We start from the raw sequence: 16,030 nt of genomic DNA, 5'->3' as shown, positions 1-16,030 counted from the left end.
GGGTGCACCCAGCGTAGCCGGATCCTTCGAAACTGTGGTCGAAAGCTCCGGCTCGCGCGGAGGTCAGCGGCTGAGGCGGGTGATGAACTTGTAGCGGTCGCCCCGGTAGAGGGACTGGGCCCACTCGACCGGCTGGCCCGTGGTGTCGAAGGCGTGGCGGGAAAGGAGGAGCATCGGCAGGCCGACGTCCACGCCCAGGAGCTGGGCGTCGTGCGGGGTGGCGAGGACGGTCTCGATCGTCTCCTCCGCCTCGGTGAGGTGGACGTCGTAGGCGGTGGCGAGCGTCTCGTACAGGGAGTGGTGGCGGGGGAGCTCGCGGCGCAGGCCGGGGAAGCGGCGGGCCGGGAGGTGGGACGTGTCGATCGACATGGGCTCGCCGTCGGCGAGGCGGAGCCGGTGGACGCGCAGGACGCGCCCGCCCGGACGGATGCAGAGGAGGGTGGCCAGCCGCTCGTCGGCGCTGACGTAGCCGGCCTCCAGGATGCGGGTCTCGGGGCGCAGGCCGTGGTGCCGCATGTCCTCGGTGTAGCTGACGAGCTGGAGCTCCTGCGCGACCTTCGGCTTGGCGACGAAGGTGCCCTTGCCCTGGATGCGCTGGAGGCGTCCTTCGACGACGAGTTCGGCGAGGGCCTGGCGCACGGTGGTGCGGGACGTCTCGTACCTCTCGGCGAGCGTCCGCTCGGGCGGCAGCGGGCTGCCGGCCGGCAGCGACTGGATGAGCTCGACCAGCAGCTCTTTGAGCTTGTAGTACTTGGGGATCCGGGGTGCCTGGTTCGGGTGGCGCTTACCGAGGTCGCCGAGCGACGTCCGGTCGTACCCGTGCTCGAATCCGCCCCCGTGCCGGGGCCCGCCCCTGACCTCCGTCACGGCATCTCCTCACGTTCATCACGGGTTCTCCCGATGTTATGTGTGAAGACTACGGGCGGTAGAACACGCCACTTCGGCCAGGGCCGCCCGGAGGCGTGTGAGGTCGGCCTCGCCGAGGGTGGCGCGGGCGGTGAGGCGGAGGCACGCGCGGCCCTTCGGGACGGACGGCGGACGGAAGCATCCGACGCGGAGACCGTGCTCAGCGCAGATCGCGGCGGCCCGGACGGCGGCCTGCGGCTCGCCCAGGAACACCGGGACCACGGCCGCGGCCGGGTCGGTGGTCTCCAGGCCGGAACCGGCCGCGAGCTCCGCCAGCCGGACCGCGCGGTCGCGCGCGCGGCCCGGCAGCCCCGGCTCGGATTCGAGGACGTCCAGCGCGGCGAGCGCGGCGCCGGCGGCCGGGGGGTTCAGCCCGGTGTCGAAGATGAACGACCGCCCGGTGTCGACGAGCGTGTCGATCACCTCCGGGGCGCCGAGCACCGCGCCGCCCTGGGAGCCGAGCGACTTGGACAGGGTGAGGGTGAGGACCACGTCGGGTTCGCCGGCGAGCCCGGCCGCGTGCGCGGCGCCCCGGCCGCCGTCGCCGACGACGCCGAGCGCGTGCGCCTCGTCGATCACGAGCAGCGCGCCGTGCGCCCGGACGGCCGCGTGCAGGGCGGCCAGCGGGGCCAGGTCGCCGTCCACGGAGAACACCGCGTCGGTGACCACGAGGGCGTCGTCCTCCTCGCGCTCGGCGAGGGCCTGCTCGACGGCGGCGGTGTCCCGGTGCGGGACGATCACGACGCGGGCCCGCGACAGCCGGCACGCGTCCACGATCGAGGCGTGGTTGACCTGGTCGGACAGCACGAGCGTGCCGGGGCCGGCGAGGGCGGTGACGGCGCCGAGGTTGGCCAGGAAGCCGGAGGAGAACACCAGGCCGGCGGCGCTCCCGGTGAACGCGGCGAGCCGGCGGTCCAGCTCGGCGTGCAGCTCGGTCGTCCCGGTGACCAGGCGCGATCCGGTGGAGCCGGTGCCCCACGCGCGGGCGGCGGCCGCCGCGCCCTCGGCCAGCCGGGGGTCGCCGGCGAGGCCCAGGTAGTCGTTGGACGCCAGGTCGGTGAGCCCGTCGGGGCGGGGGCGGGGGCGGGGGCGCAGCGTGCGGCGCAGCCCGGCTTCGGCGCGCCGCGCGGCCGCGTCCCGGAGCCGCGCCAGGGGGTCTGCTCCTGCGGTCATGCGTGGATCCTGCCAGGTCGCGCGGGGCGCGGGGCACCCGCCCCCGCACCAGGAACGATGGGCGATGATGGTCGCGTGCCTACCTTGACCGATCTGGTCCGCGATCACACCGATCTGACCGACACCGATCTGGAGTGGCTGCACGCGCTGGTCTCGGACTGGCAGCTGCTGGCCGACCTGTCGTTCGCGGACCTGCTGCTGTGGGTGCCGCTGCGGTCGGCGGACGCGCTGCCCGCCGACGGGACGTCGCGTCCCGGCCGCGGCAAGCGGCCCGCCCTCGACACCGGGGAGGTCGTCCCCGGCTGGGTGGCGATCGCGCAGATGCGCCCGACGACCGGCCCGACCGCCTACCCGGAGGACCTCGTCGGCAAGGTCGTCCGGACGGAGCGGCGCAAGCTGATCGACGTCGCGTGGCGGGAGCGCCGGATCGTGCGGGAGGGCGACCCGGAGTGGGGCAGCGGCATCCCGGTCCGGGAGGAGTCGATCCCGGTCCGGCGCGGCGCCAAGGTGCTCGGGGTGATCCAGCGCAGCACGAACCTCAGCTCGGCGCGCACGCCGTCCCGGCTGGAGCTGACCTACCTGCAGAGCGCCAGCGACCTCGCCACGATGATCTCCGAGGGGCGGTTCCCGGTGCCGGGCGAGGAGCCGAACCTGGTCCGCTCGCCGCGCGTCGGCGACGGGCTGATGCGGCTGGACCGGGCCGGAAAGGTCACCTACGCGAGCCCGAACGCGCAGTCGGCGTACCGGCGGCTCGGCTTCCCCGCGGACCTGGTCGGCGAGGCGCTCGGGCAGGTCACCGCCGACCTGTGCGACACCGGCGAGCCGATGGAGGAGGCGCTCAGCGTCGTGCTGTCCGGCCGGGCGCCGCGCGAGGTGGAGGTCGAGTCGCGCGGGTCGGTCATGCAGCTGCGGACGATCCCGCTGGTCGTCGGCGGGACGCGGATCGGCGCGGTGGTGCTGTGCCGGGACGTCACCGAGCTGCGGTGGCGGGACCGGGAGCTGATGACCAAGGACGCCACCATCCGGGAGATCCACCACCGGGTGAAGAACAACCTGCAGACGGTCGCCGCGCTGCTGCGGCTGCAGGCCCGCCGGCTGCGCATCCCGGAGGGGCGGGCCGCGCTGGACGAGGCCGTCCGGCGCGTGGGGTCCATCGCGATCGTGCACGAGACGCTGTCGCACACCCCCGACGAGCTGATCGACTTCGACGACATCGCCGACCGGGTGATCACGATGGCGGGGGAGGTGTCCACGCCGGAGACGAAGGTGGCGCCGAAGCGCACCGGCAGCTTCGGCGTCCTGCCCGCCGAGGTCGCGACCCCGCTGGCGATGGCGCTCACCGAGCTGCTGCAGAACGCCCTCGAACACGGGCTCACCCACCGGTTCGGGACGCTGGAGGTCGTCGCGCACCGCTACGGCGAGGGCGAGACGCCCCGCGACCCGGGCGGCGTCCCGGTCTGGGGCGAGTGGCCCGCGCCCGGCGCGGACGAGCCCCGGACCACCGGCGGCGACGGGCCCCGGGCGTCCGGCGACGCGCCCCCGGTGGGGCGGCGCCTCGTGACGATCGTCGCCGACGACGGCGTGGGGCTGCCGGAGGACTTCGACGTGGAGAGCAGCAACAGCCTGGGCCTGCAGATCGTCCGGACGCTGATCGTCGGGGAGCTCGGCGGCCGTCTCGACTTCCGCCCGCGCCCCGGCGGCGGCACCGAGGTCGTCGTCGACATCCCCCTGGACCATCACCACGGCCCCGGCCGGAACTGAGGGGCCGGGGCCGATGTCGTCAGTACGGCGCGAGCCGTTACTGCGCTTGGAACAGGAAGTTCAGATGCGGGCGCGGGTGCGCGCGCGGGACGCCCGGCGCTTCAGGGCGCGGCGCTCGTCCTCGCCCATGCCGCCCCAGACGCCCGAGTCCTGGCCGGACTCCAGCGCCCAGCGGAGGCAGGCGTCGCTGACGTCGCAACGCCGGCACACCTGCTTGGCCTCCTCGATCTGCAGGATCGCGGGCCCGGTGTTGCCGATGGGGAAGAACAGCTCGGGGTCCACGTCACGGCAGGCTGCGCGGTGGCGCCAGTCCATGCGGTCCACTCCTTCGTCAGGTGGTGGAGACACACCACACTTGTGAACGGTTTCACATGTCGCGAACGCCCGGGGTGGCGGTGGCCAGGTCCAGGGGTGGTTGTTCGGCGGCGCTGCGAGCAGGGGACCTACGGCGTTGGGGCCCTCTGTCGATCGGCGCACTTCGAGCGTGTCAGGGGGTACCGGACGGCGCAAGACCTTTGAGAAAGGATTCTCAAAGTATGGGTGTCGCATGTGTCACATACGCGGGACGACCGTGTTACTTGGCTCTCACCTTGCTACGCCGCCGTCCTCAAATGACGATGCGGATCGCCTTCGGGACCGATCGGAACGTCACGCTCCTGTGCTCGCCGAGGTAGTCGCCGTCGAGTTGGAAGGCCACCGGGCGGTCGGCGCACAGGGTGACCTCCGCCGCGTCGTGCACGTTCACCACCTGCCTACCCTGCACGGGGCGGTGCCGCGCGGTCAGCATCTGGGCCAGCGCCCCGACCGTCGGGCCCACCTCCAGGGAACGCATCCCGAACACGTCCAGGCCTCGAGAGAAGTTCGCCTTCGGACTCGGATTCACCGGCAGCCGGCCCATGAAAGTCCACGGCGACGTATTGGAGATGAACGCCAGGAACAGCCCCGATTTCGGCGGGCGGCCCGGCTGCTCCAAAGTCAGCGCGGGACGCCGCCGGTCGGTGCCGGAGAAGAAATGGCGGACGGCCGTGCGCACGTACAGCGACGGGTCGGCCCGGACCCCGGCCGCGCGCCGCCGCTCCACCTCCCGGACGACCTCCGCGTCGAGCCCCACCCCCGCGCAGAACGTGAAGTACCGCTCGGTGCCGCCCGGGTGGCGGGCCGTGCCGAGCCCGACCGTCCGGTGCCGCCCGGCCCGCAGCGCCTCCAGCACCGCCTTCGTCGAGCCGATCGGGTCGTCGGGCAGGCCGAGCGCGCGGGCGAACACGTTCGCGCTCCCGGACGGCAGCACCGCCAGCGCCGGCAGGTCCGGGGACGGCCCCTCGGCGAGCAGCCCGTTCACCGCCTCGTTGACCGTCCCGTCGCCGCCGAGCGCGATCACGACGTCGTAGCCGTCCACCGCGGCCTGCCGGGCCAGTTCGGTCGCGTGGCCGCGGTGGCCGGTCTCGGCGAGGACGAGGTCGAGGTCGCCGGTGAAGGCCCGCATCAGGATGTCGCGGGCCCGCCGGGAGGTGGAGGTCGCCTTGGGGTTGGCGATGAGCACAGCGCGCACGGCGCCAGGGTATCGATCGTTCCGGACGCGTTCGGCGGCCCTTTCCCTCCGGGACGGGCCGCGGCCGGGTGCGAGTAGGGTTTCGGGGTGTGACCAAGCGTCCCTTCACCGTGCGGGCCGCCGCCGCCCTCGAGGCCGCGGAGGGGCTCGCCGCCGCCGGCTTCGGGGTCTTCACCGGCGTCGAGACCGCCGTCGGAGCCGCCGTCGACCCGGCCAGCGCGATCGGGGTCACCGTCCTCGCGCTCGCCGGCGGGCTCGGCATGCTGGCGTGCGCCCGCGGCCTGCTGCGCGCCGACCAGTGGAGCCGCGCCCCCACGGTGCTGACCCAGCTGTTCGCGCTGCCGATCGCCTGGTCGCTGTGGCAGAGCGACCGTCCCGCGATCGCGCTCCCGATGGCGGTCGTCGCCGTCCTCGCGCTGATCGCCGTCCTCAGCCCGCCGAGCACCGCCTGGCTCGTCTACGACCATGACGAGGACGGGGACGAGGAGAAGGACGGAGAGGGCGGTGAGCCCGCCGTCCCGGCCACCGCGTCGAAGGCGGGGAAGGCGCCCGCCGCGGACGAGACGGACGCGAAGGAGCCGCGCTCCCTCGGGCAGCGCCTCAAGGACCGCCTGAAAGAGCAGCCCACCAAGGACTGACCGGAAACGGCCGAGGGCCCCGGAGAACGCTCCGGGGCCCTCGTGACGTTTCTCGCCCGCCCTCACTCGTCGGCGGTCAGGCCCTCCCGGAGCTGCGCCAGCGTGCGGGCGAGCAGCCGGGACACGTGCATCTGGGAGATGCCGAGCTCGGCGGCGATCTGCGACTGCGTCATGTTGCCGAAGAACCGCAGCAGCAGGATCTTCTTCTCGCGCGCCGGAAGCTTCTCCAGCAGTGGCTTGAGGGACTCGCGGTACTCCACGCCCTCCAGCGACTCGTCCACCATGCCGAGCGAGTCGGCCACCGCGGGGGCGTCCTCGTCGCCGGAGTCGGGGGCGTCGAGGGACACCGTGGAGTAGGCGTTCGCCGACTCCAGGCCCTCCAGCACCTCCTCCTCGCTCATCTGCAGGTGCGCGGCCAGCTCGCTGACCGTCGGCGCGCGGCCCTCGCGCTGGGCGAGATCGCTGATCGCCTTCGTCAGCGACAGCTTCAGCTCCTGGAGCCGGCGCGGGACCCGCACCGCCCAGCCCTTGTCGCGGAAGTGCCGCTTGATCTCACCGACGATCGTGGGCGTGGCGTAGGTGGAGAACTCCACACCGCGCTCCAGGTCGAACCGGTCGATCGACTTGATCAGGCCGATGGTGGCGACCTGGATCAGGTCGTCCAGCCATTCGCCCCTGTTGCGGAACCGGCGGGCGAGGTACTCCACCAGCGGCAGGTGCAGCTCCACGAGCTGGTCGCGGATGCGCTGGCGCTCCGGGTCGCCCTCCGGGAGCTCGGTGAGCCGCTCGAACAGGGCGCGCGCCCGCGCCCGGTCGGGCACGGCGCTCTCCGACCGCTCGGTACTCGCGCCGGAGACGGTCGTCTGCTCCGTGGTCGTCTTCTCCGTCACGGGGCCCCCGCCGCACCGCGCCGCTTCTGCAGTGTCACCGTGACCCGGTCGTCGGCGCCCACCCGGGCGTCGACCTCACCGGCGAGCGACGACAGGACGGTCCAGGCGAACGTGTCGCGGCTGGGCTCCTCGCCGTCCACCGTGAGGACCGACACGGAGATCCGCATCGCGTCACCGGTCAACTCGAACTCGCAGGTCAGATCCGTACCTGGCACCGCCTGCGCGAGCAGCATCGCGCACGCCTCGTCGACGGCGATGCGCAGGTCCTCTATCTCGTCCAGCGTGAAGTCCAGCCTGGCCGCCAGCCCCGCGGTAGCGGTCCGCAGCACGGACAGGTAGGCGCTCGCGGCGGGCAGCCTCACCGTCACCACGTCGCGGACGGACAGCTTCGTACTTGCCGGCATTGCAGCGGTTTCCTCGGTCACGTCACTCCCTCGCAGGATGGTCCCGCTGCCTTCGAAACTACCGCCTAGACGACGTGCTACGAGACTCCGGCGCGGTGTTTGCTGGCATTTCTCTCCTCCTTCGGGCGCTGGGCGCCCTGCTGTGTTTATTGCAGTGCCCTCCTCCTTCGGGCCTGGCGGCCCTCCATCGTCGGGCTCTGCGGGCGATCGCTGCATCGCTCCGGCTCGCCTTGCGGCTCGCTGCGCGATCAGGGTCTTGCTTCGCTCGACCCTGCCTTCGGACGCGATCGCAACCATTGGGGTTGTTGCGGGGTTGCGGTGGTGGTTGGGGTTCGTGCGGAACGGGGGTGCTGGTGGTGCGTCCGTTCCGGTCAGGTGGTCGGGAGTAGGGCTCCTCGGTGGGTTATTACCTTGGCGGCCAGGGTGGTTGCTTCTTCGGCGGCTTTGCGGCGGGACGTTCCTGACAGGCGGGAGGCCAGGTAGGCGCCGTTGTAGGCGTCGCCGGCGGCGGTGGTGTCGATCACCTTTACGGCGGGGAGGGCGGGGACGTGTTCCTCGGTGGTGGGGTCGGCGATCACGCTGCCCTGGGCGCCCAGCTTGACGGCGATCTCGGTTACGCCGGCTTCGCGGAGGCGTTTGATGGCGTCGGTGGGGGTCTCGTCGCCGAAGACGGCGCGGTCGTCGGTGAGGGTGGGCAGGGCCACGTCGGTGCGGGCCAGGACGGCCCGCATGGCGGACGCGGCGGCTTCGGGGGACGGCCAGCCCGCCGGGCGGTAGTTGCCGTCGAAGGCGACCAGGCCGCCGCGCCGGCGGGTCTCGTCCAGGACGGTCAGCAGGCGCTCGCGGGCTTCGGGGGGCAGGATCGAGAGGGTGATGCCGGAGAGGTAGACGAGGTCGTGGGCCGCGATGGCTTCGTCGAGTTCCAGGGGGTGGGCGGGGCCGAAGAGCCCTCGGGCCGCTGATTGGGAGCGGTAGTAGTGGAACGTCCGCTCGCCGTCTGCGTCGGTGCGGATGAGGTAGAGGCCTGCCCGGCCGCCGGGGACGGCGCGGGTGTGGTCGGAGCCGACTCCGTGGGCCGCCCACGCGGCCCTCATCTGGGTGCTGTACGGGTCGTCGCCGACGAGCGTGACGAACTGGACGTCGGCGGTGCCGGGGGACGCGCTCCTGGCCAGGTACGCGGCGGTGTTGAAGACGTCACCGGCGTAGCCGAGCGCGAGCCGGTCCGCGGTGACGTGGCTGAGCTCGACCATGCACTCGCCGATCAGGGCGATGCGGGCGGGACGGGGACGCGGACTGTCCAGGGTGCGCACGGCGATTCCTCTCTGTCCCGGGCGACGATACATCTAGACAGCAAGTCATCTGATGACTAAGACTTCGGAATGTCGCGCTTCACGGAGAAGGGATGCCCATGCACGAGGACCCGATGCGAGGCTATGACGAGGACGGGTACGCGATCTTCAAGAACGTGCTGGACCCCGCGCTGATCGCCGAGGCGGACCAGCACGTCCGGTGGTTGCAGCGGCGGTATCCCGAGCGGAGCGGCGAGGATCTGTCCACGGAGCTGGTCGCCAAGGACCCGTTCTGGGTCCGGCTCGTGTCCGATGATCGGCTGCTCGACGTGGCCGAGCGGTTCATCGGCCCCGACATCGCGCTGTTCGCGTCCGCCTACATCTCCAAGCCGCCCTACACGGGCAAGGCCGTTCTCTGGCACCAGGACGGCGCGTTCTGGCCGCTCGATCCGATGCGCGTGGTGACGCTGTGGCTGGCCGTCGACCGCTCGACGCCGGAGAACGGCTGTCTGCGCGTCATCCCCGGCAGTCACAAGGAGGACCTGCACGAGGTCCGCGAGCGCGATGACGCCGGGGCCGTCTTCGGCGTGGAGAGCGCGGCCGGCGTCGACGAGTCGCGGGCCGTGGACCTGGTCCTCGAACCCGGCGACGTCGAGGTCCACCACCCGAACATCATGCACGGCAGCAACGCCAACGACTCGCCCTACCGGCGCTGCGGGCTGACCATCCGGTACATCCCGACCTCGACCAGGATCACCGAGGAGCCGTCGCCGTGGCCGTCCGCGCTGCTGCTGCGCGGCGAGCCGGGTGTGAACGAGTACCAGCCGCGGCCCGACTACGTCCCCGGGGAGCACTTCGCCTTCAGCGGCGCGGAGAACTGGAGCTGATGGGCGCCCGCAGGCACCGGCCGTCCCGGAACTGGGGCGCTCGCGTCCACGAGACCGCCTGGGCCGGCATCGACGCGGTGGTGCTGGAGAACGAGCTGCTGCGGGTGACCGTCCTCGCGGGCAAGGGCGGCGACGTCGCGGAGTTCTGCTACAAGCCGCGCGACATGGACTTCGTGTGGCTGTCGCCGGACGGGCCGCGCGACCCGCGCGACGTGGCCGGGGGAGCGGCCGACGACACCGCCCTGTTCCTCGACTCCTACGAGGGCGGCTGGCAGGAGGTGCTGCCGAACGGCGGCGCGCCCAGCACCTACCGGGGCGCCGCGTTCGCGCAGCACGGCGAGGTGGCGGGGCTGCCGTGGGACGTCGCCGTCGTGGCCGACGACGCCGGGGAGGTGGCGGCCCGGCTGACCGTGCGGGCGCGGCGGATGCCGCTGCGGGTGGCCAAGACGTTCCGGCTGCGGTCCGGCGAGGCGGAGTTGGTCGTCGAGGAGGAGCTGGTCAACGAGTCGGGGGTGCCGCTGGACGCGATGTGGGGGCACCACATCGTGTTCGGTGCGCCCTTCCTGCGTCCTGGGCACCGGATCAGGCTGCCGGACGGCGCCCGGGTCGTCCCGCACGAGACGGCGATCGCGCCGGGCGGGCGGCGGGTCCGGGCCGGCGGGCCGTACGCGTGGCCGCACGTGCCGGCGGACGGGGGCGGGACCGTCGACCTCGGTGTCGTCCCGGACCGTGGTGCGCCGAGCGACATCGTCTACGTCACCGGCCTGGAGGAGGGGCGCTACGAGGTCGTCGACCCGGACGGCCTCGGCATGCGGGTGCGCTGGGACGTGGCCGTCCTGCCGCACCTGTGGCTGTGGCAGGAGCTCGGCGCGACCAGCGGGCATCCGTGGTGGGGCCGCGCCTACGTGGTGGGCCTGGAGCCGTTCGCCGGGTATCCGACGGACGGGCTGGCCGCCGCGGCGGCCAACGGGAGCGCGCTCAGGCTCGGACCGCATGCCCGGCGGAGCCTGTGGCTGCGCGCGGGGGTCATCGGAGGGGAGCTATGACGGAGTTCGAAGGCAAGGTCGCGGTGGTGACCGGCGGGTCCCTCGGGATCGGCCGGGCCGTGGTGGAACGGCTCGCACGCGATGGGGCCTCGGTCGTGTTCTGCGGGCTTGGTGACGTTGGGCGGGCGGAGCGTGAACTGCGCGCGGACGGTCTGGAGGTCGCCGGGACCGTCGCCGACGTGACGGCCGCGGCGGCGATGGACGGGCTGGTCGCGGACGCCGTGTCCCGGTACGGGGGCCTCGACGTGCTGGTGACGTGCGCGGGCGTGCAGCGGTACGGGACGGTCGAGGAGACGTCCGAGGAGCTGTGGGACGAGGTGCTCGGCGTCAACGTGAAGGGCGTCTTCCTCGCCTGCCGCGCGGCGGTGCCCGAGCTGCGCCGGAGGGGCGGCGGGACGATCGTCACGATGTCGTCGGTGCAGGCGTTCGTGTCCCAGGACCGGGTCGCCGCCTACAGCGCGAGCAAGGCCGCGATCAACGCGCTGACGCGGGCGATGGCGCTCGACCACGCCGCCGACGGCATCCGCGCGAACGTGGTCTGCCCGGGGTCGGTGGACACGCCGATGCTGCGCTGGGCCGCCGACCTGTTCCGCGGGGAGAAGGGGCAGGACGCGCAGGTCGAGGAATGGGGGCGGGCCCATCCGCTGGGGCGCGTCGCGACGGCGGACGAGGTCGCGGAGGTGGTGGCGTTCCTCGCCGGGCCGCGGTCGTCCTTCGTGACCGGCGCCGAGCACCGCGTGGACGGGGGCCTGCTGGCGCGGAACCCGGCCGCACTTCCCGAGACCTAGACCAGAAAAGATCTAGACAACAAGTCATTTGATGACTCATGATGTGGGACGCACGAGCCCCGTGCGAACCGCCCACCCCATCCGTCAGGTTCGCCGCGTGCTCGCGGAGGTTTCCATGCAGGAGTCCCGTCCCTCGTCAACCGAACGGCCCTCTCGCCTTCACGCCCGGAGGTGGTCGCGCGCCGCCGCCCTCGCTTCCGCGCTGCTCCTCGCCGCACCCGCCGTCCCGGCGGCGGCCGACACCCACGGGCACGGCCCCAGCTATGGCGCCGGCCATGACAAGGCCCGGGGCAAGGGCCACGCGGCCGAGGCGGACGCGCCCACCTGTTCCGGGCACGCCCCGCCGACGTTCGGCACCGCCACGCAGAACGCCGCGCTCAACGGCAAGTTCACGTCCTACGGCAACAGCAACGCCCTCCTCGACGACTGGACCGGCGCCGACACCACGTACTCGCTGAAGCTGTCGGACGGGCGCATCGTCTACGCCTACTCCGACACCTTCCTCGGCCGGGTCAACGCCGACGGCTCCCGCCCGGTCGTGATCGAGGAGGGCGGGACGACCCCGTTCCTCAACAACTCGTTCGTCGTCCAGGGGACGGGCGGCGCGCTCACCACCGTGCACGGCGGGACGGCAGCCGCCCCGAAGGCGGTCATGCCGCCCGCGCAGGCGGCCCACTGGTACTGGGCGGGCGACCTCACCCAGAGCGGCTCGGAGGTGCAGCAGCTCTACCGCGAGTACTACGACCCGGACCCGAACAACGGCACCGGGTGGGACATGAAGTTCAAGGACAACGTCCTCGCCCGCTTCTCCGCCGGAAACCTGTCCGCGCCGACCCAGGTGAAGGCGATGCCGTCGGCGTCCGGCGTCCAGTGGGGGTCGGCGCTGCTCCGGGACGGCGGCCACACCTACATCTACGGCACCGAGGACTACACCGACCCCGACACGCAGGTGAACACCAAGTACCTGCACATCGCCCGCGTGGACGGCACCGACCTGCGCGGGGCGTGGGAGTACCGGACGGCCGGCGGCTGGTCCACCTCGGAGACGGCCTCGGCGCGGCTGATGAGCGGCGTGTCGAACGAGTTCAGCGTCGCCAGGCGCGGCTCGCACTACGTGATGGTCAACCAGGACGCGAGCATCGCGTTCGGCGCCGAGATCGACGTCCTGCTGTCGTGCTCGGCGGACGGCCCGTTCACCGGTGAGCAGACCGTCTACCGGACGCCCGAGACCGGGCCGTTCGGCTCCTACGGCGACCCGGACGTCTTCACCTACAACGCGCACCAGCACGCGTCGCTGTCGTCCGGCGGCAACCTGGTGATCTCGTACAACGTCAACAGCCTGGACGCCACCAAGGGCCCGGCGAACGACAACTACCGCGACGTGACCATCTACCGGGCGCGTTACATCAACCTCCCGGTCTCCGGCTGACGGGGAGGCCCTGAAGCAGCGGAATCGCCGTTCCGTCCACGGCGGTACCGCTTCCCACGCGCCCCCGGGACCTCCCGCCCGGGGGCGCGTCCCCGTCCACGACACAGCGTCCACGACAGCAGGAGGTCCGGACCATGACCCTGGACGCCGAACTGGCCGCCGCGGTCGCCGGCATGCCCTACGTCGGCCTGGAGGATCCGCTCAAGGCGCGCGCCGCCATGCGCGACCTGGTCTCCGCCCTGTCCCGTCCGGCCGACGACGAGGGCGTGCACATCCAGGACAGGACGATCCCGGGGCCGCCCGGTGCGCCGCCGGTCCCGGTACGCGTGTACCGGCCGCGTGAGGCGTCCGGTCCCGTGCCCGTGCTCGTCTACTTCCACGGCGGCGGGTTCGTCACCGGGTCCCTCGACAACGAGCACGAGCGGTGCGTGACGTTCGCCGCAGAGGACGGCATCGCGGTCGTGTCCGCCGGCTACCGGCTCGCGCCCGAGCATCCGTTCCCGGCGGGGTTCGACGACTGCTACGCGGCCACGGTGTGGGCGCACGAGCACGCGGGCGAGTTCGGCGGCGACCCGGAGCGCGTCGCGGTGGGCGGCGGCAGCGCGGGCGGCGCGCTGGCCGCGGCCGTGGCGCTGCGGGCGCGGGACGAGGGCGGTCCCCCGCTCGTCTTCCAGATGCTGCTCTACCCCGTCCTGGACGACCGGATGGACACCCCGTCGATGCGGACGTTCACCCGGCCGCCGCTGTTCAACCGCACCGACGTCGAGCACATGTGGCGCCACTACCTGGGCGGCCGGACGGCCGTCCCGGCCTACGCGGCGCCCGCGCGGGCCGAGGACCTGTCGGGCCTGCCGCGGGCCTACGTGCTGGTGCCCGAGTACGACCCGCTGCGGGACGAGGGGCTCACCCACGCGCACCGCCTGATCGGCGCGGGCGTCCCCACCGAGCTTCACCATGTGCCGGGCGCCTGCCACGGTTTCGACGGCATCATGTCGGCGCGGCTGGGACGGCTCGCGTTCGAGGAGGAGCGCGCCGTCCTGCGGAGATGTCTCACCGGAGGCTGGACAGCCCAGTCGCTAAGTGATTAGATGACTTTACTTCTTGGCGGAACGAGGTGTCGATGTCCCAGGATGTGGCCCGGCCGAGCCTGGCGGACGCGCTCACGGAGCGGATGCTGGAGCTGATCAGGTCGGACGGCCTGCGCCCCGGCGACCGGCTGCCGTCGGCGCGCGAGCTGTCGCAGCGCTTCGCGGTGACCACCCCGACGCTGCGCGAGGCCCTGCGCCGGCTGGAGGCGACCGGGGCGATCCAGCTCCGGCACGGCTCCGGGATCTACGTGGGCGCCGACCTCGAACGGGTGGTGATCCCCAACCCCAACGTCGGGGAGCTGGAGGCCGACCGGCTGCTCCAGCTGCTGGACGCCCGGCTGCTCATCGAGCCGCCGCTGGCCGGCCGCGCCGCCCGGCTGTCCGGCCCCGCCGACGTCGACCTGCTCCGCGCCATCCTCGACCGGGCGGGCGCGGACCTCGGCGACGCGCAGGGGGCGCAGGCGCGCGACGCCGAGGCGCGCCTGCACAAGACCAACATGACCTTCCACCGGGAGGTCGCCGGGGTCGCGGGCAACTCCGTCCTCTGCGAGGTCATCGACTCGCTGCTGACCGTGCACGCGTCCGAGCAGCGCGAGATACAGCGGATCTTCGACGACCGCGTCCGCGACTTCGAGGAGCACACCGCGATCCTCGCCGCCATCGAGGCGGGCGCCGAGGAGGAGGCCGAGTCCCTCATGCGGTCGCACCTCGCCGACATCAAACACGTGATCGAGCAGCGGCTCACCTGAGCCGAGCCGCCCCCCGCCGCCCGGCCACAGGCCGCGCGGCCGGTTCACCCTTTTCCCCGACCCAGCCGATTCCTGATCCTCGACATCCTTCGACATCCTTCGACACCCCGATCGGGCGACGACGCCCGATGAAGGAGGCCACCATGGTGCCGTCCACGCGACTGCGGGCGACCGCGCTCACCGTGAGCGCGCTGCTGCTCGCCGCCGGCTGCGGGTCCGGCGACTCCGGCGGGAGCAAGTCCGAGCTCAAGCTGTACAACGACAAGGGCGCCTGGAAGCCCTTCTTCGAGCAGATGGCCGCCCTCGGCAAGCAGCAGACCGGGCTCGGCATGACGCCCGTCGGCTACACCGACGAGCCGACCTACACGGCGTTCATCAAGACCTCGTTCCGCACCAAGGTCAAGCCCGACCTGTTCACCTGGACGACCGGCGGGCGCCTTGAGGAGATCGTCAAGCAGAACCAGGTCGCCGAGACCACCGCGATCTGGCGGGACGCCATCAAGAGCGGCGACCTCACCGAGGACCTGAAGACCTACTACACGGTCGGCGGCAAGCAGTACTGCGTCCCGCTGAACACCGCGTACTGGGGGATGTTCTACAACAAGAAGATCTTCGCCGAGTACGACCTGAAGCCGCCGACGACGTGGGCGGAGCTGGAGAAGACCGCGCAGACGCTGAAGTCGAAGGGCCAGGTGCCCTTCCATCAGACGACGCCGACGTCGCTGTTCTCCTTCGCCTGGTTCGAGCAGATCCTCGCCGGCACCGACCCCGACCTGTACGAGCGGCTGTCGAAGGGCCAGGCGTCCTACACCGACCCCGGCGTCGTGAAGGTCATGGAGCGCTGGAAGTCGATGATCGACGCCGGCTACTTCACCGAGCCGGGCGACAAGGCCGACCCCGCCGACCACTTCAAGTCGGGCAAGGCCGCCATGGTCATCAACGGCACGTGGTTCAACACGAGCATGACCCAGCGCGGCCTCAAGCAGGGCGAGGACTACGGGTTCTTCTTCATCCCCAACGTGAACCCGGCACTGCCGAAGCGGTCGCTGGTGTTCGAGAGCGGCCCGCTGTGCTCGCTGCGCAAGGCGCCCGACCCGGACGCCAGCACCAAGTACCTGAAGTGGTGGATCACGCCCGCCGCGCAGGAGAAGTGGGCGAACGCCCGCGGCGACGTGTCCGGCAACCCGAAGGTGAAGGTCGCCGACCCCGAGCTGGACAAGGTCACCAAGGAGGCCGCGTCGACCGGGAACCGGCTCGTCCTGCGCTACTTCGAGGCCGCGCCCGCGCCCGTCCTCACCGAGGCGCTCAGCGGGTTCGACAAGTTCCTCAACAAGCCGGAGACCTACATGGACGTCCTCAAGACCATCCAGAAGGCGAACGAGGACTACTGGAAGAACCACAAGGCCGGAAGCTGACCCTTTCATGTCGCACAA

At 72.2% G+C, this 16,030-nt stretch carries 16 protein-coding genes; 9 read left to right on the top strand and 7 right to left on the bottom strand.

Annotation, left to right across the window (positions count from 1 at the left end; genetic code table 11):
• Positions 1 to 63: 63 nt before the first annotated feature.
• Positions 64 to 867: a GntR family transcriptional regulator gene (locus BM339_RS22870; protein ID WP_021600120.1), complete on the bottom strand. Its 804-nt coding sequence runs from the start codon at positions 865 to 867 to the stop codon at positions 64 to 66.
• A 36-nt stretch (positions 868 to 903) separates the two neighbouring features.
• Positions 904 to 2,079, bottom strand: coding sequence for an 8-amino-7-oxononanoate synthase (locus BM339_RS22865; RefSeq protein ID WP_075022149.1), 1,176 nt, complete (start codon positions 2,077 to 2,079; stop codon positions 904 to 906).
• A gap of 75 nt (positions 2,080 to 2,154) precedes the next feature.
• Here BM339_RS22865 and BM339_RS22860 point away from each other — a divergent pair, with 75 nt between their 5' ends.
• Positions 2,155 to 3,840 (top strand): sensor histidine kinase, encoded by a 1,686-nt coding sequence (locus tag BM339_RS22860; protein ID WP_024935409.1) that lies wholly within the window; start codon positions 2,155 to 2,157, stop codon positions 3,838 to 3,840.
• Positions 3,841 to 3,900: 60 nt separating this feature from the next.
• Here BM339_RS22860 and BM339_RS22855 read toward each other — a convergent pair whose 3' ends face one another.
• Together BM339_RS22855 and BM339_RS22850 are read right to left on the bottom strand one after the other, a co-directional pair.
• Positions 3,901 to 4,155 carry a WhiB family transcriptional regulator gene (locus BM339_RS22855; protein WP_021598588.1) on the bottom strand — a complete coding sequence of 85 codons (255 nt, stop codon included), beginning with the start codon at positions 4,153 to 4,155 and terminating at the stop codon, positions 3,901 to 3,903.
• Between the two features lie 292 nt (positions 4,156 to 4,447).
• On the bottom strand, positions 4,448 to 5,389 hold the full coding sequence (locus BM339_RS22850) for a diacylglycerol/lipid kinase family protein (RefSeq protein WP_024935410.1): 942 nt from the start codon (positions 5,387 to 5,389) through the stop codon (positions 4,448 to 4,450).
• Positions 5,390 to 5,478: 89 nt separating this feature from the next.
• Here BM339_RS22850 and BM339_RS22845 point away from each other — a divergent pair, with 89 nt between their 5' ends.
• A complete protein-coding gene (locus BM339_RS22845; protein WP_177287756.1) occupies positions 5,479 to 6,027 on the top strand; it encodes a hypothetical protein in 549 nt (182 codons plus the stop codon).
• A 62-nt stretch (positions 6,028 to 6,089) separates the two neighbouring features.
• Here the strand turns inward: BM339_RS22845 and BM339_RS22840 are convergent, their stop codons facing one another.
• The 3 genes from BM339_RS22840 to BM339_RS22830 form a co-directional block, all read right to left on the bottom strand.
• A complete protein-coding gene (locus tag BM339_RS22840; RefSeq protein WP_024935411.1) occupies positions 6,090 to 6,848 on the bottom strand; it encodes an RNA polymerase sigma factor SigF in 759 nt (252 codons plus the stop codon).
• 65 nt (positions 6,849 to 6,913) lie between these two features.
• Entirely contained in the window at positions 6,914 to 7,342 is a 429-nt protein-coding gene (locus BM339_RS22835) for an ATP-binding protein (protein ID WP_024935412.1), read from the bottom strand.
• Positions 7,343 to 7,692: 350 nt separating this feature from the next.
• A complete protein-coding gene (locus BM339_RS22830; RefSeq protein ID WP_218163727.1) occupies positions 7,693 to 8,631 on the bottom strand; it encodes a sugar kinase in 939 nt (312 codons plus the stop codon).
• Between the two features lie 92 nt (positions 8,632 to 8,723).
• Here BM339_RS22830 and BM339_RS22825 point away from each other — a divergent pair, with 92 nt between their 5' ends.
• The 7 genes from BM339_RS22825 to BM339_RS22795 all read left to right on the top strand — a co-directional run bounded on the left by BM339_RS22825 (position 8,724) and on the right by BM339_RS22795 (position 16,012).
• A complete protein-coding gene (locus BM339_RS22825; RefSeq protein ID WP_075022147.1) occupies positions 8,724 to 9,497 on the top strand; it encodes a phytanoyl-CoA dioxygenase family protein in 774 nt (257 codons plus the stop codon).
• A complete protein-coding gene (locus BM339_RS22820) occupies positions 9,497 to 10,543 on the top strand; it encodes a DUF4432 family protein (RefSeq protein ID WP_075022146.1) in 1,047 nt (348 codons plus the stop codon). Before BM339_RS22825 ends, BM339_RS22820 begins: the two co-directional genes overlap by 1 nt.
• The gene (locus tag BM339_RS22815) at positions 10,540 to 11,331 is read left to right on the top strand and encodes an SDR family NAD(P)-dependent oxidoreductase (RefSeq protein ID WP_075022145.1); all 792 of its coding nucleotides are present in this window, start codon (positions 10,540 to 10,542) and stop codon (positions 11,329 to 11,331) included. The genes BM339_RS22820 and BM339_RS22815 overlap by 4 nt, the downstream gene beginning before the upstream one ends.
• 115 nt (positions 11,332 to 11,446) lie before the next feature.
• A complete protein-coding gene (locus tag BM339_RS22810) occupies positions 11,447 to 12,760 on the top strand; it encodes a DUF5005 domain-containing protein (RefSeq protein ID WP_083597838.1) in 1,314 nt (437 codons plus the stop codon).
• Positions 12,761 to 12,894: 134 nt separating this feature from the next.
• Complete coding sequence (locus BM339_RS22805) at positions 12,895 to 13,848, top strand: alpha/beta hydrolase (RefSeq protein ID WP_075022144.1); 954 nt, start codon at positions 12,895 to 12,897, stop codon at positions 13,846 to 13,848.
• 32 nt (positions 13,849 to 13,880) lie between these two features.
• Positions 13,881 to 14,597 (top strand): FadR/GntR family transcriptional regulator, encoded by a 717-nt coding sequence (locus BM339_RS22800; protein ID WP_021596973.1) that lies wholly within the window; start codon positions 13,881 to 13,883, stop codon positions 14,595 to 14,597.
• 143 nt (positions 14,598 to 14,740) lie between these two features.
• Complete coding sequence (locus BM339_RS22795; RefSeq protein WP_075022260.1) at positions 14,741 to 16,012, top strand: ABC transporter substrate-binding protein; 1,272 nt, start codon at positions 14,741 to 14,743, stop codon at positions 16,010 to 16,012.
• Positions 16,013 to 16,030: the final 18 nt, after the last annotated feature.

This window comes from Actinomadura madurae, from assembly GCF_900115095.1.
In the GTDB taxonomy this organism is placed as follows: Bacteria; Actinomycetota; Actinomycetes; order Streptosporangiales; family Streptosporangiaceae; genus Spirillospora; species Spirillospora madurae.
Note: the sequence above shows the minus strand (reverse complement) of the source record. Positions and strands in the feature narration are given on the sequence as shown.

Bases quoted from the DNA above. Each gene is read 5' to 3' on its own strand.
- BM339_RS22820 (WP_075022146.1), top strand. From the start codon at position 9,497: ATGGGCGCCCGCAGGCACCGGCCGTCCCGGAACTGGGGCGCTCGCGTC.
- BM339_RS22795 (WP_075022260.1), top strand. From the start codon at position 14,741: ATGGTGCCGTCCACGCGACTGCGGGCGACCGCGCTCACCGTGAGCGCG.
- BM339_RS22825 (WP_075022147.1), top strand. From the start codon at position 8,724: ATGCCCATGCACGAGGACCCGATGCGAGGCTATGACGAGGACGGGTAC.
- BM339_RS22815 (WP_075022145.1), top strand. From the start codon at position 10,540: ATGACGGAGTTCGAAGGCAAGGTCGCGGTGGTGACCGGCGGGTCCCTC.
- BM339_RS22800 (WP_021596973.1), top strand. From the start codon at position 13,881: ATGTCCCAGGATGTGGCCCGGCCGAGCCTGGCGGACGCGCTCACGGAG.
- BM339_RS22810 (WP_083597838.1), top strand. From the start codon at position 11,447: ATGCAGGAGTCCCGTCCCTCGTCAACCGAACGGCCCTCTCGCCTTCAC.
- BM339_RS22805 (WP_075022144.1), top strand. From the start codon at position 12,895: ATGACCCTGGACGCCGAACTGGCCGCCGCGGTCGCCGGCATGCCCTAC.
- BM339_RS22865 (WP_075022149.1), bottom strand. From the start codon at position 2,079: ATGACCGCAGGAGCAGACCCCCTGGCGCGGCTCCGGGACGCGGCCGCG.
- BM339_RS22855 (WP_021598588.1), bottom strand. From the start codon at position 4,155: ATGGACTGGCGCCACCGCGCAGCCTGCCGTGACGTGGACCCCGAGCTG.